A 21,302-nucleotide genomic window follows, 5' to 3' on the forward strand; every position below is an offset into this window, starting at 1 on the left:
AGACCTCAGATGTCCACGGAAGTCCTATTTCAAACCCATCTCGTTCTGGGCTATGTCGCATGGCTGCTTTGCTTCGGCGCGTATATCTGGCCCTGGCTCCGGCAAATGGACCCGGTCGCAGCACAACGCGCCATCGCCACCCTGCACAGCTTCCGCTTCTTCGGGCTCGTCTTCATCCTCCCGGGCGTCGTGGGTTCCAACTTGCCTGCCGGCTTCGCCGCATTCGCCGCCTACGGCGACTTCGCAACAGGGGTGCTGGCCATGCTGGCATTGCTCACGGTGCGGATACCTCGGCTCTTCTGGCCGTTCGTCGTCGCCTTCAACCTTTTCGGGATGGTCGATCTGCTAGTCGACTATTATCATGCCACGCAGCTCGGCCTTCCCGCACACGCGGAACAATTCGGCGCCACCTATGCGATCCCGATCATCTATGTGCCGCTGCTTATGATCACGCACATCGCCGCGTCTTGGTTCCTGCTCCGGCCCCGGCAACGCGCGGCCTGAGCCGTCACGGGCTACTCCTTCGCCGTCTGTGCGGCCTTGATGTCCAGCAGCCCATAGCCGAAATCATTGTCGCGGCCCTTCGGGCCAAGATCCCTGGCGGTGGCGGCCAGTGCCTTCTCGATGTCGTCGGCCGAGCGCTCGGGGGCGGCGTGGATGAGGTTGGCGATGGCGCCGCTGACGATTGCCGCGGCAAACGAGGTGCCCGTGACGACGTCCGAGCCGGCGCCGCTCGGCGCCACCATCTCGACCCCCGGCGCCGAGATGAAGACATAGGCGCCGCGATTGGCCTGCGGCATCAATCCGTCCTTGGCGTCGGTGGCCGTTACCGCAATGACGCCGTCAAAGGCGGCCGGGTAGCCATAGGGCGCCTTCGGCCCGTTGTTGCCGGCCGCCGCGACCAGCACCATGCCGAGCGCGCGGGCATTGCGGCAGGCAGTACCGAGCAGGTCGTTCTTCGGGCCGACGAAGCTCATATTGATGATGCTGACATTCTGGTCCGCCGCCCAGTCGAGCGCCGACAGGATGACGTCCATGGTCGACTTGCCGCCCTCGAAGGCGCGTGCGTGGTAGATCCTGGCGCCCGGCGCCATGCCTTCCAGCGCGCCGACGCCGGCAATCAGCCCGTCGACCGAGGTGCCGTGATCGCGCTTTTCGATCGGCACGCCGGGCATCGCATCGAACTGCACGGCGATGACGCCGGCCAGAGCCGGATTGGTGTCGTCGATGCCGGTATCGATGACGGCGACACGGACGTTTTCGCCACTGGCCTGTTTGGCGTCGAGCGCGATGCGGTCGAAGGCATAGTTGACGATGCCGGCCGCTTGCTGCAGCGAATAGATATGGTTGGGCTCGCGGCGCTGCGTGCGGCCGTCGGCGGCAAGCTGCGCCAGCACGACGCCGACCGGGCGGCCGTCGGGAATGCCGAAGCGCACCACAATGGTGCCAAGCAGCCGGGACTGGCGCTGCGAGCGCACTTCGAGGCCGAAGGAGGCGGCGATCTGCTGCACCGCGCCGGCATCGCCATCGACGGTCACCAGCACCTCGTCGGGCACGAATTCGCCGGTCACGGCGCGCGGCGGCTGAACGGCGATGAGATCGGTCGGCGAGACGATCGCTCCGCCCGACGGCGGGCCGGCCTGGTTGCCTGCAACTGGTGCCGCGGGCTCCGGCCGTGGTGTCGGCACCGGTGCCGGGGGAGCGGCCGGGTTGGGGAAGAGGTCGACGATCAGGGCGGGCAGAAAAACGGCGCCGGCCTCTGCCGCACCCGACCCGCCCTTGGCGCCGCCGTCCTTGACGCAGTCGGCTGCCGTCGCATTGGCCTCGTCGCTACAATCGATTTTCGCCCGGTCCGGATTGGTGGCGTTGGTCTGCGCCGACGCAGGCACGGTGACGATTGCCATCGCCGCCAAAGCAATTCCAAGAAAAGTGCGTAGCGGTTTTCTCGGGAAAAGCGCAAAGCGCTTTCCCTTGGGAATTGCATCAAAACAAAAAGATAGAGCAGTCCATCGTTTTCGCGAAACGGTGAACCGCTCTCGCATTGCCGCAAATCGAATGACCGCCTTAGCCGCCATCAACGGGCTTCCTTCCCTCGATCACGGTCTCCGCGAAAGGCTGGGCTGCAATAAGGCCGCGCGCCTTCTCGTAGTCGGCGGCGGTCGTCGCCGGAATGGCGAGCCTGAAGACGCCGTCGGCGGTCGGACCACCGATGATCTTGAGCTTGTTGGTGTCGAGGAAGACGGCAATATCGGCCATCCTGGCGTCCGGTTTGAACTTGACCAGGGCGAACGGCATCTTCGCCAGATCGTCTTCAGTGCCGGCGATCTCGAAATTGCCGCCCTTGCCGCCTGGCTGCACCAGCGATTGCACCGCGATCAAGGCCAGCAGGACCGCGGCCGTCGCCCAGGCGACGCCAACCGGCACCGCCATGAAGCGGTCCCAGGCCCGCGCCAGCCAGGACGCGCTTGCCCGCGCCCGAGCCGGCCCTGCCTCCGCGTCCAGCGCCTTGGCGAAGCGGCTGAGCGCATCGGCCGGTGGACGGATCGCCTCGTTGGCCGCCGCCGTGCCGGAGAACTCGGCTTCCGCCTCGCCAAGCGCGGCAAGTGCCGCGGGATCGTTGGCCAGCCATTCTTCGATGGCTTCCAGATCCGAACCTTCGAGCGAACCGTTCAGGTAGAACGGCAGCAACGTTTCCATTTCGTCGCGGCGCGACATCTTTTCAGCGGCGCTCATGGCCACCCCCTGTCGTAACCGGCGGCCTTCAGGGCTTCGCCGAGTTTCTTGCGGGCATAGAACATCCGGGTCTTGACGGTCGCGACCGGGATGTCGAGCACCTGCGCGATCTCGGTCACCGATTGCCCTTGATAATAGGCGAGGTCGATCACCGTGCGGTGCTCCTCGGGCAGGGCGTCGATGAGGCGGCGCAAGGCGGCCGCCTTGTCCTCCTTCATGGTGACGACCTCGGGCGTATCGGCGCTGTCGGGCACCGCGGCGGCGGCCTCGTCGTCGATCCAGTCTTCCTTCTTCTTGCGCAGCAGCGAGAGCGCCTTGAAGCGGGCGATGCCGAGCAGCCATGTCGAGACTTCGGAGCGCCCTTCGAAGCCCGGCGCCTGGCGCCACAGTTCGAGGAACACCTCGTTCGCGATATCGTCAGCCATCATTTCCGATCCCGTCTGGCGCGCCACGAAGCGGTAAATCCGCGCGTGGTGACGCATGAACAGGAGCCGCACGGCAGCCCGGTCGCCCTTCGCGACCCGGTCGACAAGCGCGCGATCGGTCTCCGCCGCCGCCGTCATGGCCGGTTGAGCCGCCTGGCCCCTGTCTGCTCTGTCGCCGATCGGTCCAAAAAGGTTCATCCTCCGCCAAGGAATTTTCGGAGGCTATCCGAAGAAAGTTTGTCTTGCCAGAGCCGCGCATTTTTCCTTCTCCCCTTGTGGGAGAAGGTGTCGCCGAAGGCGACGGATGAGGGGTGTTCCAGCGGAGTGAGGCGTTGGTGTTTCCTGGAACACCCCTCATCCGTCTCGGCGCTCCGCGCCGATCCACCTTCTCCCACAAGGGGAGAAGGGAAGATCGCCGCACTAATCCAAAAACGGCTTGGCCTTCATCGTCTCGGGTATTGCCACGCCCAGCCGCTTCAGCACGGTCGGTGCAAGCTGCAGCTGGTCGAGCAGCGTGTCGGCCTGCGGTCCCTTGCCGGCGCCGAAATAATAGAGCGCGAAATCCTGCATCTCGTCGTCATGGCCGCCATGGTGGCCACGGTCGGTCTGGCCGTGGTCGGCGGTGACCATGACCTCGTAGCCGGCCTCGATCCAGCCCGGCAGGAAGGCCGCCAGCATGCCGTCCATGGCGTAGCAGGCATAGTCCATCTCGTGGCAGTCATGGCCGAAACGGTGGCCCATCGAGTCCAGCGTGCAGGTGTGCAGGATGCCGTAGTCGATGCCATGGCGCCGGGTGAGCATGGTAAGCGTCGCGAACAGGTCGACATCGCTCGGCGTCATCTGGTTCTTGAGATTGTAGCCGGTCATGGTGTGGAAGCGGCCATGCGTGATCGGCCCACCAGGCTCATCATACTCCATGTCCTCGACGAGGTCGAACGGGTAGGAGCGGAAGAATTCGGACCAGTAGGAATGGGTGACCGCACCTGTCTTGCCGCCGGCCTTGCTGACTTCCGAGAAGATGTCGGGCTGCCCGACGCGAAACCGTTTCTCGTTGGACAGGATGCCGTGCACCTGCGGCGACACGCCGGTGTGGATCGAGGCATAGCAGCAGGCCGAGGTCGACGGCAGCACCGAGCGCATCTTCCACACCCGCGCCTCGCCCGACTGCACCCAGCCTTCGAGATTGCCCATCAGCCGGCGCCAGTTCCGGTAGGGAACGCCGTCGAGGATGATCAGCAGAAGCTTGGATCGGATCGCCACGGGCTGCTCCATGCGATTGTTTGTTGAAACGAGTGCGCCGCGTGTCGTCAGGACACGCGGCGCTTTTCACTATGAGAGGGATGTCAGGCGTTCAGCCAGCACTCGGCGAGCGCGTAACCATCCATCATTTCGCCGATCGGGCTCTTGGCGAAGCCGCCGATCTTGTTGGTGGCGGCGGCGTCGATGAACTGGTTGAAGAACGGCACGATCAGGCCGCCTTCGTCGCGCATCAGCACCGCCATGTCGTGGTAGATCGCCTTGCGCTTGTCCTGGTCGAGCTCGCCGCGCGCCGCAAACAGCATCTTGTCGAACTCCGGCCGCTTGAAGCGTGTGTCGTTCCAGTCGGCGGTCGAGACATAGCCGGTGGAGTACATCTGGTCCTGCGTGGCGCGTCCGCCCCAATAGGAGAGCGAGAAGGGCTGCTTGTTCCAGACTTCCGACCAGTAGCCGTCGCCCGGCTCGCGCTTGATCTCAATCTTGATGCCGGCCTTGGCGGCGCTCTGCTGGTAGAGCTGGGCTGCATCGACGGCACCAGGGAAGGCGACATCGGAGGTACGCAGCAGGATCGAACCGCTGTGGCCGGACTTCTTGTAGAGCGCAGCCGCCTTTTCCGGGTCGAACTTGCGCTGTTCGATGGCGGTAAACAGGGGATAGGCCTCATTGATCGGGAAGTCGTTGCCGACCGAACCATAGCCGCGGAGGATCTTCTCCAGCATCTCGTCACGATCCATGGCGAGCTTCAGCGCCATCCGGAGATCGTTGCTGTCGAAGGGCGCCGTGTCACAGAACATGTTGAACGGATAATAGCCCTTGCCGGACGCATTCTCGATGCTGACGCCGGGAATGCGCTTGACCAGGTCGACGACCTTTGGCTCAACGCGGTTGATCATGTGGACCTGGCCGCCCTGCAGCGCGGCCAGACGGGCCGTCGCGTCATTGATGACGACGATCTCGACCTGGTCGGCATGGCCGGCCTTGTCGCCCTGCCAGTAATTGGCGAAGCGCTCGCCGCCATGGCGAACGCCCGGCTGGTTGACGGTCACCTTGTAAGGCCCGGCGCTGATGCCGGCATTCGGGTTGTCCTTGCCGCCATTCGGCTGGATGACGAGGTGGTAGTCGGCCATCAGATATGGGAAGTCGGCATCGGCGTCGCCGAGCGTGAAGATAACTTCCTTGCCGCTCGCCTTGACGCCCTTGATGTTCTTGAGAATGCCGAGCGCGCCCGACTTCGATTTCTCGTCGGCATGGCGCTCGATGGTGGCGGCGACGTCCTCGGCGCCAACCGTCTTGCCGTTATGGAATTCGATGCCGTCGCGAATCTTGATCGTCCATGTCTTGGCATCCTTGGAGGCGCCGATATCCTCGGCGATCAGGTTCACCAGTTTGTTGTCGGGGGTGAGACGGACAAGATACTCGCCCCACTGCTTGCCGAAGCTGAAAGTGACCTGGCTGAGGTTCAGCGCCGGGTCGAGGCTGTTGGTCGATTCACCGCCTTGCAGGCCGGCCTTGAGGATGCCGCCCTTGACCGGGCTCTGCGCGAAGGCTTTCCCGGCCAGCGTCGTTGCCAGCGCGGCGGACACGCCAAGTGCCGCTGTGCGGCCAAGAAAGTCGCGACGCGATATCCGGCCCTGGCCAGCGAGTTCAGCGAGATGGTCGAGTTCAGTCTTCATGTCCTGCCCCTTGTTGAAAATAACGTCACACCAGTGGCGCCCGTCCGGAGGACGTGTGGCGCCCTAGTGCTGCATGCGGATGACGGCCGCCATCTCCCCGGCTGGCGGCAGCTGGCTGATTAGTTCCCCGCGCTGGCCATGCGCCGCCCCTTGATCGCCTTTTCCAACCAGCCGATCTCCATCTCCGGAACAGACGACAACAACAGGTCGGTATAGGCGTCGAAGGGCGGTGTGAGCACCTTGCTCTTGGAGCCGTAGCGCACCACTTCGCCGCGATACATCACCGCGATCGAATCGGCGATCGACTTCACCGTCGCCAGATCGTGGGTGATGAACAGGTAGGCGACCTTTTCGTGCTGCTGCAGGTTGAGCAGCAGCTTGAGGATGCCGTTGGCCACCAACGGGTCGAGAGCCGATGTCACCTCGTCGCAGATGATCAGCTTCGGCTTGGCGGCGAGCGAGCGGGCGATGCAGACGCGCTGCTTCTGGCCCCCCGAAAGCTCGGCCGGATAGCGGTCGACGAAGCCCTTGCCCATCTCGATCTCGTCGAGCAGCTCGGCCACACGCCGGTCGCGTTCCCTGCCGCGGATGCCGAAATAGAATTCGAGCGGCCGGCCGATGATGGTGCCGACGGTCTGGCGCGGGTTCATCGCCACGTCGGCCATCTGGTAGATCATCTGCAACTGGCGCAGATCCTCCTTCGGCCGGTCGGCAAGCCGGTTGGCCAGCGGGCGCCCGTCGAAGGTCACATTGCCCTGCTCGGGCGGCAACAGGCCGGTGATGGCGCGCGCCAGCGTCGATTTACCGGAACCGGATTCGCCAACCACGGCCAGCGTCTGGCCCGGATAGATGTCGACCGAAACGTTCTTGAGCACTTTGACCTGGCCGCCGCCATAGGCGGCGGTGACGTTCTTGACCGACAGGAACGGTGTCGCGCCCGGATTCTGTTCGGCATGCTCTATCTCGTGCACCGAGACCAGCGCGTTGGTGTATTCCTGGCGAGGCTCCTTGATGATCTGGCGGGTGCCTCCCCATTCGACCAGCCGGCCGTGGCGCAGCACCATGATCTCGTCGGAGACCTGGGCGACGACGGCAAGGTCATGGGTGATGTAGAGCGCCGCCACATGGGTGTCGCGGATGGCGTCCTTGATCGCCGACAGCACGTCGATCTGCGTCGTCACGTCGAGCGCTGTGGTCGGCTCGTCGAAGACGATCAGGTCGGGTTCGGAGCACAGCGCCATCGCCGTCATGACGCGCTGCAGCTGGCCGCCCGACACCTGGTGCGGAAAGCGTTCGCCAATGGTTTCCGGATTGGGCAGGCTGAGCTTCTTGAACAGCGCGACGGCCCGCTTCTCGGCGTCCGCGCGCGTTGCCGTGCCATGCAGCAGCGTGGCTTCCACAACCTGGTCCATCAGCCTGTGCGCCGGATTGAAGGCGGCTGCCGCCGATTGCGCGACATAGCAGACCTCGCGGCCGCGCAGCTTGCGGAATTCGTCCTTGCCGCCCTTCAGGATGTCACGGCCGTTGAGAATGACTTCGCCGCCGGTGATGCGCACGCCGCCGCGGCCATAGCCCATCGACGACAGGCCGATCGTCGACTTGCCGGCGCCGGATTCGCCGATCAGGCCCAGCACCTTGCCCTTCTCCAGCGTCAGCGACACGTCGTGGACCAGCGTGATGGTCTTCGGCGCCTCACCAGGCGGATAGACCGTCGCCTCGATGCGCAAATTGCGGATGTCGAGCAGGGGAGTGGACTTTGCCTTGCCGTCAGCCATCAGCCGCGTCCTCCCTTCAGGCTTGTCGTGCGGTTCAGTACCCAGTCGGCCACTAGGTTGACCGAGATCGCCAGGGCCGCGATCGCGGCCGCGGGAATGAGCGCGGCGGCGATGCCGAAGACGATGCCGTCCTTGTTCTCCTTGACCATGCCGCCCCAGTCGGCGTCTGGCGGTTGCACGCCGAGACCGAGAAAGGACAGCGTCGACAGGAACAGCACCGCGTAGATAAAGCGCAGGCCGAGCTCGGAGACCAGCGGCGACAGCGCGTTGGGCAGGATCTCGCGGAAGATGATCCAGGCGCTGCCTTCGCCGCGCAGCTTGGCCGCTTCGACATAGTCCATGACGTTGATGTCGACGGCGACTGCGCGCGCCAGGCGATAGACGCGCGTCGAATCGAGAATGCCCATCACCAGGATCAGCGTCACCAGGTTGGTCGGCAGCACGGAGAGCACGACCAGGGCCATGATCAGTGTCGGGATCGACATCAGGAGATCGACGAGGCGGGACAGGATCGTGTCGAACCAGCCCCCGAACACAGCCGCCGAAAAACCCAGTATGGCGCCGAGCGAGAACGACAGCGCGGTGGCCAGCACGGCGATGAACAGGGTGATCCGGGCGCCGTAGATCATGCGCGACAAGAGATCGCGGCCGAGATTGTCGGTGCCAAGCCAATGCGCCGCCGACATCGGTTCCCAGACGTCGCCGACGATCTCGGCATTGTCGTGGGGCGAAATCCACGGCGCGAGGATCGCCGCGAGCACGAACAGGGCTGTCAGCACCAGGCCGATCAGAGCGGGGATGGGGATGCGTTTTATATCGAGCATGCCCGCCCCCTCACTTTGGATGTCTGAGACGCGGATTGGCGACGATCGCCGAAATGTCCGCGATGATGTTGAGGCTGATGTAGACGGCGGCGAAGATCAGGCCGACCGCCTGCACCACCGGCACGTCGCGCTTGGTGACGTGGTCGACCAGATACTGTCCCATGCCGGGATAGACGAAGATCACCTCGACCACGACAACGCCGACGATGAGATAGGCGAGGTTCAGCATGACGACATTGATGATCGGCGCGATGGCATTCGGGAAGGCGTGCCTGCGGATGACGGAGAAGGCTGAAAGCCCTTTGAGTTCCGCCGTTTCGACATAAGCCGACTGCATGACGTTGAGGATCGCCGCACGCGTCATGCGCATCATGTGCGCGAGCACTACCAGCGTCAGCGCCGTGGCCGGCAGCGCGATGGCCTGCATGCGTTCGCCGAAAGGCATGCCGTCATAGACAGTCGAGATGGCGGGAAAGATCTGCCATTTCACCGCGAGAAAATAGACCAGGAGATAGCCGATGAAGAATTCCGGGAACGAGGTCGAGGCAAGCGCCAGTCCGGAGATCAGCTTGTCGACCCAGCCATTGCGATAGCGCACCGCGATCAGCCCAAGGATGATTGCCAGCGGCACGGCCACGATCGCCGCCCAGAAGGCGAGGAACAGCGTGTTCCACAGCCGGCCCTTGATTGAGGTTGCGATATCCTGCCCGCTCGACATCGCCGTGCCGAGGTCCCCGGTCAAGACGCCGCCGAGCCAATGGAAGTACCTGATATAGGCGGGGTCGTTCAGTCCAAGCTGCTCGCGCAGATTGGCGAGCGACTCCGGTGTCGCCGATTGTCCCAGAATGGCTTGCGCGACGTCGCCGGGCAGGATTTGCGTGCCGGCAAAGATCAGGACCGAAATGGCCAACAAAAGGAGGATGCCCAGCGCGATGCGCTGGGCGATTAGTTTCAGGATGGGTGAAGACATATCCGCAAAGCCGGACTCAGGCCTGCAGCCAGCACTTCGCCAGGGCGTAGCCGTTCATCAGCTCCTGATGCGGGTCGTCCACCCAGCCATCGACCTTGGCGCCGGTGGCGTCGATGAACTGGTTGAACATCGGCAGGATCAGACCGCCTTCGTCGCGCACCATGACCGCCATATCGTGGTACATCTGCTTGCGCTTGGCCTCGTCGAGTTCGGCGCGCGCCGCCAGCACCATCTTGTCGAAATCCGGGCGCTTGAAACGCGTGTCGTTCCAGTCGGCGGTCGACAGGTAGGCGGTCGAGTACATCTGGTCCTGCGTCGAGCGGCCGCCCCAATAGGAAGCGCAGAAGGGCTGCTTGTTCCAGACCTCGTTCCAGTAGCCGTCGCCGGGCTCGCGCTTGAGCTCGATCTTGATGCCGGCCTTGGCCGCGCTCTGCTGGAAGAGCTGGGACGCATCGACAGCGCCCGGGAAGGCGACGTCCGAGGTCCTGAGCAGCACGGCGCCGTCATGACCGGACTTCTTGTAGTGGAATTTGGCCTTGTCGGGATCGTATTTGCGCTGCTCGATCTCGGTGAAAAGCGGATAGGACGCGTTGATCGGGAAGTCGTTGCCGAGCGAGCCATAGCCGCGCAGCACCTTGTTCAGCATCTCCTCGCGGTCGATCGCCAGCTTCAGCGCCATCCTGAGGTCGTTGTTGTCGAACGGCGCCGTGTTGCAATGCATGATGAACACGTAATGGCCCGGACCCGCATGGTTGCGGATGGTTACACCAGGCACGCGCTTGATCAGGTCGACGATCTTCGGCTCGACGCGGTTGATCATGTTGACCTGGCCACCCTGCAGGGCCGCCGTGCGCGCAGTCGCATCGTTGATGACGATGATCTCGATCTGGTCGGCATGACCCATCTTGTCGCTCTGCCAGTAATTGGCGAAGCGCTCGCCGCCATGGCGCACGCCGGGCTCGTTGGTGGTGACCTTATAGGGTCCGGCCGAGATGCCGGCGTCGGCCTTGTCCTTGCCGCCGTTCGGCTGGACGATCAGGTGATAGTCGCTGAGCAGGTAGGGAAGGTCGGCATTGGCCTCCTTCAGCGTCAGCACCACTTCCTTGCCGCTGGCCTTGATGGTATCGATGCCCTTCATGTAGCCGAGCGCGCCGGATTTCGATTTCTCGTCCGAATGGCGCTCGAGCGTCGCGGCGACGTCCTCGGCGGTCACTTTCTTGCCGTTGTGGAATTCGACGCCGTCGCGGATCTTCAGCGTCCAGGTCTTGGCGTCCTTGGACGAGCCGATCTCCTCGGCGATGCGGTTCTCGAGCTTGCCGTCGGGCGACAGCTCGACGATCATTTCGCCCCAGCACTTGCCGAAGGCGAACGGCACCTGGGTCATGAACAGGGCCGGATCGAGACTGTTGGTGGATTCACCGCCGACCAGGCCGGCCTTCAGCGTGCCGCCCTTGACCGGACCGGCCGCCCGCGCCGCGCTTGAAAGCAGCGAGTTGGCGAAGGGTGCGGCGATGCCGAGCGCTGCCGCCCGGCCGAGAAAATCACGACGGCTCAGCTTGCCTGCTGCAACGCGCCGGCTAAGGAATTCGAGTTCATTCGACATTTTGAGTTCCTCACTCTGTTGGTTCGACTCTCTGGTCGATTTTCTTGCTTCTTGTGAGGGGAATAATGACCGCAAGGGAAAGCGGTAAGCAAGACCGAATGCGACATGCCGTGGCGTAAATCGCACGTCGCATTTGGACCAACGGTTTCAGCACTCAGACCAGCGCGCGCGGGACCCTTTCGTCGAAATCGCGCTCGAAGACGAGGTTTTCGCCTTCGTAGGCCTCGATTCTGGCGCTGACGATGAAGTTTTGCGCATCCGACCGCATCTGCGCCCATGTCTCGGTACGGACCGACCATCCATTTCGCGACAGGGTCTGCGTCCAATGTGTTTTCCCGGAGGCTGACAGAGGATCGTCAGGATGGATGGTCCAGGTTTCGCGGGCGATGCTGCCGTTGACAAGGCCGTGGTCGAGATCACGCACCTCGCCGAAATCATCCGCAATGGAAAGCGTGACGATTCCCGTCTTTTCGTCGCGGTCGACATGGCGTTCGGACTTGGCGGGTCGAACCGTCTCGGTCGCCCAGGGCGTGGCGCCTTCCGGTTCGCCGAAGACGACTTCGTCGCCTGTTGCGAGCAGGCGCAGCGGCACTGATAGCGAGGCCGCCGACAAGGTCAGCCGTACCGGCTCCGGCGAGGGCCAGATGGCAGGCCAGTAGGCGGTCGAAACGGCGACGCGCAAACGATGCCCGGCCGGCACGCGGTAGGCACATTGATCGAGCACGACACGCGCCGAAACCGTCTCCCCTGGGACCAGCGCCTCGGGGAATTCATGCGACTTGCGGTGCGTCAGATTGAGCACGCCATAGGAGATAAGTTCCGAGGCGCCGTCGGGATGCACGTCGCAAAGCCGGACCGCGATGTTGGCCTGGGGCCGATCGGAGGCAAACTGGATCTCAAGCTCCGGCGCGCCGACGATCTCGATCGGCTTGGTGAGCTCAGGCTGGTCGAAACACGCCGACAGCCCGTCGTCAGGGCGCTGGTCACCAGGCAATTCCGGGCCGAAGGTGAAGGGAAAGTATTCGCCGCCGGCAAGCCCGCAGGTCTGCGGCGAAGCGACGATGGAAGGTCCTGCATCAGCGGAAACGAGTTCGATCGTTTCAATCGTTATGTTGGACGACGGCCATTCCTGCTCGGCTATCCAGCGGCCGGGCCGCTCCGGATGCCAGCGAGCGGGGCGCACGCTGTCCATCACATAGGCGCGATAGTCGGGATCGGCCTCGACGCCGGTCTCGGCGCCCTTCAGCCAGTGGTCCCACCAGCGCAGCGCTTCCTGCAGGAAGCCGATGGCCGGCTTGGGGCCCGCATAGTGCGGGTATTTGTGTATCCACGGTCCAACGATGCCCTTGACCGGTGCCTCGATGTTGGTGACGAGGTGCGAGATCGTGTTGCGGTAGCCGTCATGCCAGCCGCCGATCGACAGCACTGCGGCTTTGATTGCGGAAAAATCCTCGCAGATCGAACCGCGTTTCCAGTAGGCGTCGCGATGCTGGTGGCTGAGCCAGAGCGGCAAAAGGAAGGACTGGTTCTCCAGCCGTCTCAGCCACAGATCGCGCCAGCGGTTGTCGCCGGCAATCAGCGGATCCGGTGGCCGCGACGAATAGGACAGCATGGTCGAGGCCCAGCCGAAATTCTCGTTCAAAAGGCAGCCGCCCTTGTAGTGGATGTCGTCGGCATAGCGGTCGACGGTCGAGCACAGGCTGATAACCGCCTTGAGCGCCGGCGGCTGTTTGGCCGCCACCTGCAGGCAGTTGAAGCCGCCCCAAGAGATGCCCATCATGCCGACATTGCCGTTGCACCAGGGCTGCGCCGCCGCCCAGGCGATGACATCGCAGGCGTCCTGCAGTTCCTGCTCGGAATATTCGTCGTCCATCAGCCCTTCGGAATCGCCATTGCCGCGCATGTCGACGCGGATCGAGGCGTAGCCGTGGCCGGCGAAATAGGGATGGGTAAGCTGATCACGAAAGATCGTTCCGTCGCGCTTGCGGTAGGGCAGATGCTCAAGGATGACAGGTACCGGATCGTCGCCCGCATCCTCCGGCATCCACACCCGCGCCGACAACCGGCAGCCATCGGGCATGACGATACCCATGTCGGGAAATTCGACGACCTTACGGGGAAATTCGGTGATGGTTTTCATGGCAGGCATAACGCTCCGCGGCACGAAAACTTTCAATCGCCATTCGCGACTGGAGCAGCGAAATATGCGACTTGTCTCATACCATCAACTCAGCGGAATGTCGTTTGCGGCCTTGTTCGCCTGATAGGCGTCGGACAGTTCGTCATAGCGTGCGGAAATCCTGCCGATCCGCGTCTCCAGCCTCGCGCGCTCGGCCTCGGGGAGGGCCCGCACCAGCCGACGGATCGAAAAGCTTTTCCAATAGGCGTTCTCGGCATTGTAGCCGCCAGGGTCGAGAGTGAAGACCTCTTTCAGAATTTTGAGATCATGCGGGATGGCAAAACTGTCGCGCGAGTCCTCGTGGCTGAACAAATAGTAGAAATTGTCGAAACCGGTCCAGGTGATCGCCGACAGGCAGAGCGAGCACGGCTCATGCGTGGCAATGAAGATGGCCTCTTTCGTGTCGACGCGTTCGGCTCTGGGCATCTCGTAAAAACGCTTCAGGCAATGCACCTCGCCATGCCAGAGCGGGTTTTCCATCTCGTTGTTGGTCTCGGCCAGCACCAGCGACCGGTCGTCCTTGCGCAGGATCGCCGCGCCGAACAGCTTGTTGCCATGGGCGACGCCTTCTGCCGTCTTCGGCACGATGTCGTGCTCGATCACGTCGAGCAGGCGGTCGATCAGCGAAATGTCGGTCATGATGAAATCTCGGGCTTTCTGGGAAGGTGGATTTCGTAAGGGTGCGAGAAGTGAAACTCTTCGAGGTTGGAGCCATCGCCGCCGCGATCGACGATGAGGAAATCCTGTTCCTCGCCGATCGGCGTCAGCACACCGTGCCAGAGATTGCGCTTGTAGTTGATGCCCTGTCCGGGCGCGGCGATGAAGCCATGCGGTTCGCCCGGCCCGTCCTTGGTATCGTGGCAGACGACGACCAGAAACGGCCGTGGCGACAGCGGGATGAAAGCCTGGCTGCCGAGCGGATGGCGCTCGACCATGGTCAGCTTCAGCGGCATTTCATAGGGTGTGCCGCGCACCATCGAGATCAGCACGCGCGCATTCGGCCCAGCGGCCTCGGCGGTGGCGAGATCATGATAGCGGATCGCCTTGCCGCCATTGATTGGGTAGCGGTTGTCGCCGCCCATATCGATGACGTCGCCGAAGGGCGCGAAGTTTTCGCGGCTCAGCGGCTGCGCGACGATGCGGCTCACCGCGCGCGGCCCCCGAGATAGCCGCCGAGCTTGGCGTGCCGGTTGACGTCCTTGTAGAGCAGATAGCGGAATTTTCCGGGGCCGCCGGCATAGCAGGCCTGCGGGCAGAAGGCGCGCAGCCACATGAAGTCGCCGGCCTCGACCTCGACCCAGTCCTGGTTCAGCCGGTAGACCGCCTTGCCTTCGAGCACGTAGAGCCCATGTTCCATGACATGGGTTTCGGCGAAGGGAATGACCGCGCCCGCCTCGAGCGTGACGATGGTGACGTGCATGTCGTGGCGCATGTCGTCCGGATCGACGAAACGCGTCGTCGCCCAGCGGCCCTCGGTGCCGGCCATCGGCGTCGGCGCCACCTGCTGGTCGCTGCTGAAGAAGGCTTCCGGCGCGTCCAGGCCGTCGACCACCTCATAGGCCTTGCGGATCCAGTGGAAGCGCACGGCAGCGCTGCTCTCGTTGCGCACCGTCCAGCCGCTTGCCGGCGGCAGGAAGGCAAAGCCACCGGCGGCAAGCACATGCTTTTTGCCGGCGAGCGATACGGTGAGTTCCCCCTCGACCACGAACAGCACGCCTTCGGCGCCGGAGTCAGGTTCCGGCCGGTCGCTGCCGCCGCCCGGCAGAACCTCGACGATGTACTGAGAAAACGTCTCGGCAAAGCCCGACAGCGGCCTTGCGATGATCCAAGCCCTGGTCTTGTCCCAGAACGGCAGCGGGCTGGTCACGATGTCCTGCATCACGCCTTTGGGGATGACCGCATAGGCCTCGGTGAAGACGGCGCGCCCGGTCAAAAGCTCGTTCTGGCCGGGATGGCCCCCCTGTGGGGCATAATAGGTTCGCTCGGGCATCCTGATCGTATCCATGGGTTTAAACCTATTGTGGAAGCATGTCCTTGAGGCGCAGCAGCGCAATGCGCTCGACCTGTTTGCAGGCGGTTTCGAATTCGACGCCGCGGCCGTTGCCGATACGGGCTTCGAATTCGGCGAGGATTTCCTCCTTTGTCTTGCCTTTCACCGCGATGATGAAGGGGAAGCCGAAGGTGGTGACGTAGGCGGCGTTGAGCTTGGAGAACAGTTCGCGTTCCTTGTCGGTCAGCGCGTCGAGGCCGGCGGAAGCCTGTTCCCGGGTGGATTCCGCCGTCAGCCGCCTGGCCTTGGCCAGTTTGCCGGCGAGGTCGGGATGGGCGTTGAGCACGCCGAGCCGTTCGGTTTCGCTGGCGGCGCGGAAGATGCGGCAGAGCGCATTGTGCAGGCCCCCCGCCGTGTCGTGTGCCGGACCGAGCTCCAACTCGTGGGCCCGTTCGGCAATCCAGGGCGAATGTTCGAACACGGCGCCGAAGGTGTGAACGAACGTCTCGAATTCCATCTTCGACGGGCGCAGGGCGGCCGGTTTGTAGGGATGGTTCTCCTGCCAGTGCTTGGCGATGTCGATGCGCCGCGCCAGCCAGACCTTGTCATGCGATTTGACATAATCGACGAAGCGCTTCAGCGCCGCCACCCGGCCCGGCCGCCCGACAAGGCGGCAATGCAGGCCGATATTCATCATGCGCGGCCTGCCTGCCTTGCCTTCGGCATAGAGCGTGTCGAAACTATCCTTGAGATAGGCAAAGAACTGGTCGCCCGAATTGAAGCCTTGCGGCGTGGCGAAGCGCATGTCGTTGGCATCGAGCGTGTAGGGGATGATGAGCTGCGTGCCGCCGCTATGCTCGAACCAGTAGGGCAGTTCGTCGTCATAGGTGTCCGAGACGTAGTCGAAGCCGCCTTCTTCCGCCACCAGGCGCACCGTGTTGACCGATGTGCGGCCGGTATACCAGCCGGTCGGGCGCTGGCCGGTCACCTCGTAATGCAGCTTGATCGCCGCCTCGAGGTCGCGGCGCTCGTCCTCGGCGTCGTGGTCGCGGTAGTCGATCCATCTCAACCCGTGCGAGGCGATTTCCCAGCCGGCTTCCTGCATCGCCGTGACCTGGTCGGGGGAGCGTGCGAGCGCCGTGGCGACGCCATAGCAGGTCACGGGCACTTGCGCCTCGCCGAACAGGCGCAGCAGCCGCCAGAAGCCGGCTCGCGCCCCATACTCGTAGATCGATTCCATGTTCCAGTGGCGCTGGCCCACCCAGGGCGCCGCGCCGACGATTTCCGAGAGGAAGGCTTCCGAAGCCTTGTCGCCGTGGAGCACGCAGTTCTCGCCGCCCTCCTCGTAATTGACGACGAACTGCACGGCGACATGCGCGCCGCCAGGCCATTTCGGATCTGGCGGATTGGCCCCGTAGCCACGCATGTCCCTGGTGTAACGCATCGTCCCTCCGCGCCCGGCATCACCGGAAGTATGATCAGAATATCGAAAGGGTGCTTCTCGCATTCCCCTCAAAATTTTTGAAAGTGTTTTTGTCGCACTCCGCTCGACCGGGACTTATGCATCGCCTTTAATTGGCGCACAATTCATCAGCAGTGCTCGATTATATCGGCCAATTTGTTCGTACTGGAAATGGGAGGCGGCCAATGGCAGAAACGTCGAAAGCCGATGGCGGGCGTCTGACGACCCATGTCCTGGATACCGCGACCGGCAGGCCGGCGGCGGGATTGTCGATCGCGCTCTACCGTCTCGACGGTGCTGCTCGCACGCTTCTGAAGACGGTCGTCACCAATGCAGACGGCCGCTGCGACGCGCCGCTGCTGGCAGGCGCCGACTTCCGCACCGGCGAATACGAACTGGTGTTCGCGGCCGGCGACTATCTGCGCGGTCAGGGAACGAAGCTGCCGGAGCCTGCCTTCCTCGACAGCGTGCCGATCCGCTTCGGCATGGCGGAGGCGGTGCACTATCATGTACCATTGCTGATCTCGCCCTACGGCTATTCCACCTACAGGGGGAGCTGAGGCATGGCCAAGGTCAATATCCGCAACGAAATCCGCTTCATTCTGAATGGCAGGGATGTCGCGCTGTCATCCGTGGCGCCCGACGCGACCTTGCTCGACTGGCTGCGGCTCGATCGTTCGCTGCGCGGCACCAAGGAAGGCTGCGCCGAGGGCGATTGCGGCGCCTGCACCGTGCTGGTCGGCAGGCTATCGGCCGCCGGATTGGTCTATGAAAGCGTCAATTCCTGCATCCGCTTCCTCGGCTCGCTCGACGGCGCCCATGTCGTGACGGTCGAACATCTGCGCGGTGTGTCAGGCCGGTTGCATCCTGTGCAGCAGGCGATGGTCGATTTCCATGGCTCGCAATGCGGCTTCTGCACGCCGGGTTTCGTCATGTCGCTCTACGGCCTGTGGATGAAGTCGCCGGACCCGTCGGACGCGGCCATCGAAAAAGCCTTGCAAGGCAATCTCTGCCGCTGCACCGGCTACGAAGCGATCATGCGCGCCGCGCACGCCATATCGAGCTATGGCAAGGCGGCGAAGGACCCGCTGGCGGCGGAGCGCCGGGACATCACGACACGGCTGCAGTCGTTGCGCGATGGCGCCAGGGTCGAGATTGGCTCCGGCAGGACGCGGCTGGTCGTGCCGGCCGACGCCGACGATTTCGCTTCTGTCTTCGAGAAGGAACCCACCGCGACGGTCGTCGCCGGTTCGACCGATGTTGGCCTGTGGGTGACCAAGCACATGCGCGATATCTCGCCGGCGATCTTCATCGGCAATCTGCCGGGGCTTTGCGCCGTCACGGAAGAAAACGGCGTCATATCGATTGGCGCCGGCGTGACCTACACCGAAGCCTTTTCGACGCTGTCGAAACGCATCCCTGCGTTGGGGCCGTTGTTCGACCGCATCGGCGGCGAACAGGTCCGCAACATGGGCACGATCGGCGGCAATGTCGCCAACGGCTCGCCGATCGGCGACACGCCGCCGCCCTTGATCGTGCTCGGCGCACGGCTGACATTGCGCAAGGGCAAGAAGCGGCGCACGATCCCGTTGCAGGACTTCTTCATTGCCTATGGCAAGCAGGATCGCCAGCCGGGCGAGTTCGTCGAGGCCGTGCACGTGCCCGTGCCGGCAAAGGACGTGAAATTCGCCGTCTACAAGGTCACCAAGCGCCGCGACGAGGACATCACCGCGACCTTGGGTGCCTTCTGTCTGGCTCTGGCCAAGGACGGCACGGTGGCCGATATCCGCATCGCCTATGGCGGCATGGCGGCAACGCCGAAGCGGGCGTCGGCGGTTGAACGGGCTTTGATAGGCAAGATTTGGAGTGAAGCGACGGTGGCGGCAGCGATGGCCGAATACGCCAAGGATTTCACGCCGCTCACGGATATGCGCGCGACCGCCGAATATCGAGCGCTGGCGGCAAAGAACCTCTTGCTGCGTTTTTACGTCGAGACGACCGGAACGAAAGCGCCGTTCCAGGTATCACGCAGCGAGGCGGCCTGATGAACAAGCACGCACCATCAAACCTCAAGGCCGAGAAGATCGTCGGCGGCGTCGCTACCGACCAGCGGCATGATTCCGCCCACAAGCATGTCAGCGGCGGCGCCGTCTATATCGACGACATGCCGGAGCCGGCCGGCACCCTGCATGCCGGCCTTGGCCTGTCCAAGGTGGCGCATGGCGTTCTGAAAAGCGTCGACCTCTCGGCGGTGCGCGCGGCCCCTGGTGTCGTCGACGTGCTGACTTATGCCGACGTGCCGGGTGAGAACGATGTCTCGCCCAGCAACATGCATGACGATCCGGTTCTGGCGGAAGGCAAGGTGCAGTTCTTCGGCCAGCCGATCTTCGCGGTGATTGCCGAGACGCGCGAGGCAGCCCGGCGCGCCGCGCGCCTGGCCAGGATCGAATATGACGAGCTTCCCGCCGTGATCGACATCTGGGACCTTGATCCGGCGAAGGACAAGCAGGTGACCACGCCGCTGATCTTGCGGCGCGGCGATGCGGCTGCGGCAATCAAGGCAGCGCCCCGCCGCATCAAGAACCGGATGTGGCTTGGCGGCCAGGACCATTTCTACCTCGAAGGCCAGGTGTCTCTCGCCATCCCCGGCGAGGACGACGAGGTCACCGTCTATTGTTCGACCCAGGGGCCGAGCGAGACGCAGCATCTGGTCGCCCACACGCTTGGCGTGCCGAGTAACGCGGTGACGGTGGAAGTGCGCCGCATGGGCGGCGGCTTCGGCGGCAAGGAAACGCAGGCCAACCAGTGCGCCGCGATCGCCGCGATCGCCGCCAAGAGGCTGAAGCGGGCGGTCAAGATCCGGCTCGACCGCGACGAGGACATGACCGCCACCGGCAAGCGGCACGATTTCGCCATAGACTACGAGGTCGGCTTCGACGACGAGGGCAATATTCTCGGCGTCGATTTCACTTACGCCTTGCGCTGCGGCTTCTCCGCCGACCTGTCCGGCCCGGTCGGCGACCGTGCGCTGTTCCACTGCGACAACGCCTATTTCTATCCCGCGGTGCTGGCCAAGTCCGCGCCGCTCTACACCAACACCGTCTCCAACACCGCGTTCCGCGGCTTCGGCGGCCCGCAAGGCATGGTCGGCGCCGAGCGTGTCATCGACGAGGTCGCCTTCGCGGTCGGCAAGGATTCGCTCGAAATCCGCAAGCTGAATTTCTACGATCCGATGGAAGCGATCGGCGGCCGCAACGTCACCCCTTATCACCAGAAGGTCGAGGACTGCATCATCCAGCGCATCGTGGCGGAACTGGAAGACAGCGCCAACTATGCGCGCCGCCGTCGCGAGATTTCCGCATTCAACGCCAACAGCCGCTTCGTCAAGCGCGGCCTGGCGCTGACGCCGGTCAAGTTCGGCATCTCCTTCACCAAGACCGAGGCCAACCAGGCCGGCGCGCTGGTGCATGTCTATCCCGATGGTTCGGTGCACATGAACCATGGCGGCACCGAAATGGGGCAGGGCCTGCATCTCAAGGTGGCGCAAGTCGTGGCGGAGGAGTTCCAGATCGACCTCGATCGCGTGAAGATCACCGCCACCACCACCGCCAAGGTGCCCAACACCGCGCCGACGGCTGCGTCCTCGGGCGCCGACCTCAATGGCATGGCGGCGCAGAACGCAGCGCGCCAGATCCGCCAGCGGCTGACCGACTTCGCCGCCGAGAAGTACCAGGTGCCGGTTGACCAGGTGGTGTTCCTGCCCAACCGCGTGCGCGTCGGCAACCAGGAGGTCAGCTTCAACGATCTGGTCAAGCAGGCCTATATCGCACGTGTGCAGCTCTCGGCCGCCGGCTTCTACAAGACGCCGAAGATCCACTGGGATCGCAGCAAGGGCCAGGGCCACGCCTTCTATTACTACGCCTATGGCGCGGCCTGCGCCGAAGTGTCGGTCGACACGCTGACTGGCGAATATGTCGTCGAGCGCGCCGATATCCTGCACGACTGCGGCCGTTCGCTGAACCGGGCCATCGACCTCGGCCAGGTCGAGGGCGGCTTCATCCAGGGCATGGGCTGGCTGACGACGGAGGAACTGTGGTGGGACGACAAGGGCCGGCTGCGCACGCACGCGCCGTCGACCTACAAGATTCCGCTGGCGTCGGACCGACCGAAGATCTTCAACGTGGCGCTGACCGACTGGTCGCAGGCCTATGAGCCGACCATCCATCGCTCCAAGGCGGTCGGCGAACCGCCGCTGCCGCATGGCATGGCGGTGCTGCACGCGCTGTCGGACGCAGTGGCCAGCGTCGCCGACCACAAGATCTGCCCGCGTCTCGACGCGCCGGCGACACCCGAACGCGTGCTGATGGCGATCGAGCGGCTGAAGCGGGAGGCTTCAGAGCCTTCCTGAGGC

At 63.8% G+C, this 21,302-nt stretch carries 18 protein-coding genes; 4 read left to right on the forward strand and 14 right to left on the reverse strand.

What is annotated here, in order from left to right; all coding sequences use genetic code 11:
- The first annotated feature begins 9 nt into the window (after window positions 1-9).
- Window positions 10-504 carry a hypothetical protein gene (locus EN824_RS23085; protein WP_127275722.1) on the forward strand — a complete coding sequence of 165 codons (495 nt, stop codon included), beginning with the start codon at window positions 10-12 and terminating at the stop codon, window positions 502-504.
- Between the two features lie 11 nt (window positions 505-515).
- Here EN824_RS23085 and EN824_RS23090 read toward each other — a convergent pair whose 3' ends face one another.
- The 14 genes from EN824_RS23090 to puuE all read right to left on the reverse strand — a co-directional run bounded on the left by EN824_RS23090 (window position 516) and on the right by puuE (window position 16,873).
- A complete protein-coding gene (locus EN824_RS23090) occupies window positions 516-1,904 on the reverse strand; it encodes a S8 family serine peptidase (protein ID WP_127275723.1) in 1,389 nt (462 codons plus the stop codon).
- Window positions 1,905-2,064: 160 nt separating this feature from the next.
- On the reverse strand, window positions 2,065-2,733 hold the full coding sequence (locus EN824_RS23095) for an anti-sigma factor (RefSeq protein WP_127873357.1): 669 nt from the start codon (window positions 2,731-2,733) through the stop codon (window positions 2,065-2,067).
- Window positions 2,730-3,296, reverse strand: a complete 567-nt coding sequence (locus tag EN824_RS23100) for a sigma-70 family RNA polymerase sigma factor (protein WP_127275725.1) — start codon at window positions 3,294-3,296, stop codon at window positions 2,730-2,732. The genes EN824_RS23095 and EN824_RS23100 overlap by 4 nt, the downstream gene beginning before the upstream one ends.
- 282 nt (window positions 3,297-3,578) lie before the next feature.
- Window positions 3,579-4,418 (reverse strand): alkaline phosphatase family protein, encoded by an 840-nt coding sequence (locus EN824_RS23105; RefSeq protein ID WP_127275726.1) that lies wholly within the window; start codon window positions 4,416-4,418, stop codon window positions 3,579-3,581.
- Between the two features lie 83 nt (window positions 4,419-4,501).
- The gene (locus EN824_RS23110; protein WP_135862476.1) at window positions 4,502-6,088 is read right to left on the reverse strand and encodes an ABC transporter substrate-binding protein; all 1,587 of its coding nucleotides are present in this window, start codon (window positions 6,086-6,088) and stop codon (window positions 4,502-4,504) included.
- 119 nt (window positions 6,089-6,207) lie between these two features.
- Complete coding sequence (locus EN824_RS23115) at window positions 6,208-7,863, reverse strand: ABC transporter ATP-binding protein (RefSeq protein WP_135862473.1); 1,656 nt, start codon at window positions 7,861-7,863, stop codon at window positions 6,208-6,210.
- On the reverse strand, window positions 7,863-8,687 hold the full coding sequence (locus tag EN824_RS23120) for an ABC transporter permease (protein WP_127275728.1): 825 nt from the start codon (window positions 8,685-8,687) through the stop codon (window positions 7,863-7,865). Before EN824_RS23120 ends, EN824_RS23115 begins: the two co-directional genes overlap by 1 nt.
- Before the next feature lie 10 nt (window positions 8,688-8,697).
- Window positions 8,698-9,657: an ABC transporter permease gene (locus tag EN824_RS23125; RefSeq protein WP_135862471.1), complete on the reverse strand. Its 960-nt coding sequence runs from the start codon at window positions 9,655-9,657 to the stop codon at window positions 8,698-8,700.
- Window positions 9,658-9,673: 16 nt separating this feature from the next.
- Window positions 9,674-11,260 (reverse strand): ABC transporter substrate-binding protein, encoded by a 1,587-nt coding sequence (locus EN824_RS23130; RefSeq protein WP_127275730.1) that lies wholly within the window; start codon window positions 11,258-11,260, stop codon window positions 9,674-9,676.
- A gap of 154 nt (window positions 11,261-11,414) precedes the next feature.
- A complete protein-coding gene (locus EN824_RS23135) occupies window positions 11,415-13,400 on the reverse strand; it encodes a CocE/NonD family hydrolase (RefSeq protein WP_135862469.1) in 1,986 nt (661 codons plus the stop codon).
- Window positions 13,401-13,484: 84 nt separating this feature from the next.
- Window positions 13,485-14,078 carry a nucleoside deaminase gene (locus EN824_RS23140; RefSeq protein WP_135862467.1) on the reverse strand — a complete coding sequence of 198 codons (594 nt, stop codon included), beginning with the start codon at window positions 14,076-14,078 and terminating at the stop codon, window positions 13,485-13,487.
- Window positions 14,075-14,587 (reverse strand): ureidoglycolate lyase, encoded by a 513-nt coding sequence (locus tag EN824_RS23145; RefSeq protein WP_135862465.1) that lies wholly within the window; start codon window positions 14,585-14,587, stop codon window positions 14,075-14,077. Before EN824_RS23145 ends, EN824_RS23140 begins: the two co-directional genes overlap by 4 nt.
- Window positions 14,584-15,444, reverse strand: a complete 861-nt coding sequence (locus EN824_RS23150; RefSeq protein WP_135862463.1) for a bifunctional allantoicase/(S)-ureidoglycine aminohydrolase — start codon at window positions 15,442-15,444, stop codon at window positions 14,584-14,586. The genes EN824_RS23145 and EN824_RS23150 overlap by 4 nt, the downstream gene beginning before the upstream one ends.
- A 10-nt stretch (window positions 15,445-15,454) precedes the next feature.
- On the reverse strand, window positions 15,455-16,873 hold the full coding sequence (gene puuE / locus EN824_RS23155; protein WP_127872921.1) for an allantoinase PuuE: 1,419 nt from the start codon (window positions 16,871-16,873) through the stop codon (window positions 15,455-15,457).
- A 203-nt stretch (window positions 16,874-17,076) separates the two neighbouring features.
- Between puuE and uraH the strand changes: the two genes are divergently transcribed.
- The 3 genes from uraH to xdhB are packed head-to-tail and all read left to right on the forward strand — an operon-like array spanning window position 17,077 to window position 21,299.
- Window positions 17,077-17,451: a hydroxyisourate hydrolase gene (gene uraH / locus EN824_RS23160; protein ID WP_127275736.1), complete on the forward strand. Its 375-nt coding sequence runs from the start codon at window positions 17,077-17,079 to the stop codon at window positions 17,449-17,451.
- A 3-nt stretch (window positions 17,452-17,454) separates the two neighbouring features.
- Complete coding sequence (gene xdhA, locus EN824_RS23165) at window positions 17,455-18,936, forward strand: xanthine dehydrogenase small subunit (RefSeq protein WP_135862461.1); 1,482 nt, start codon at window positions 17,455-17,457, stop codon at window positions 18,934-18,936.
- Window positions 18,936-21,299, forward strand: a complete 2,364-nt coding sequence (gene xdhB / locus EN824_RS23170; RefSeq protein WP_135932728.1) for a xanthine dehydrogenase molybdopterin binding subunit — start codon at window positions 18,936-18,938, stop codon at window positions 21,297-21,299. Before xdhA ends, xdhB begins: the two co-directional genes overlap by 1 nt.
- Window positions 21,300-21,302: the final 3 nt, after the last annotated feature.

Source organism: Mesorhizobium sp. M8A.F.Ca.ET.181.01.1.1 (assembly GCF_004792025.1).
Lineage (GTDB): Bacteria > Pseudomonadota > Alphaproteobacteria > Rhizobiales > Rhizobiaceae > Mesorhizobium.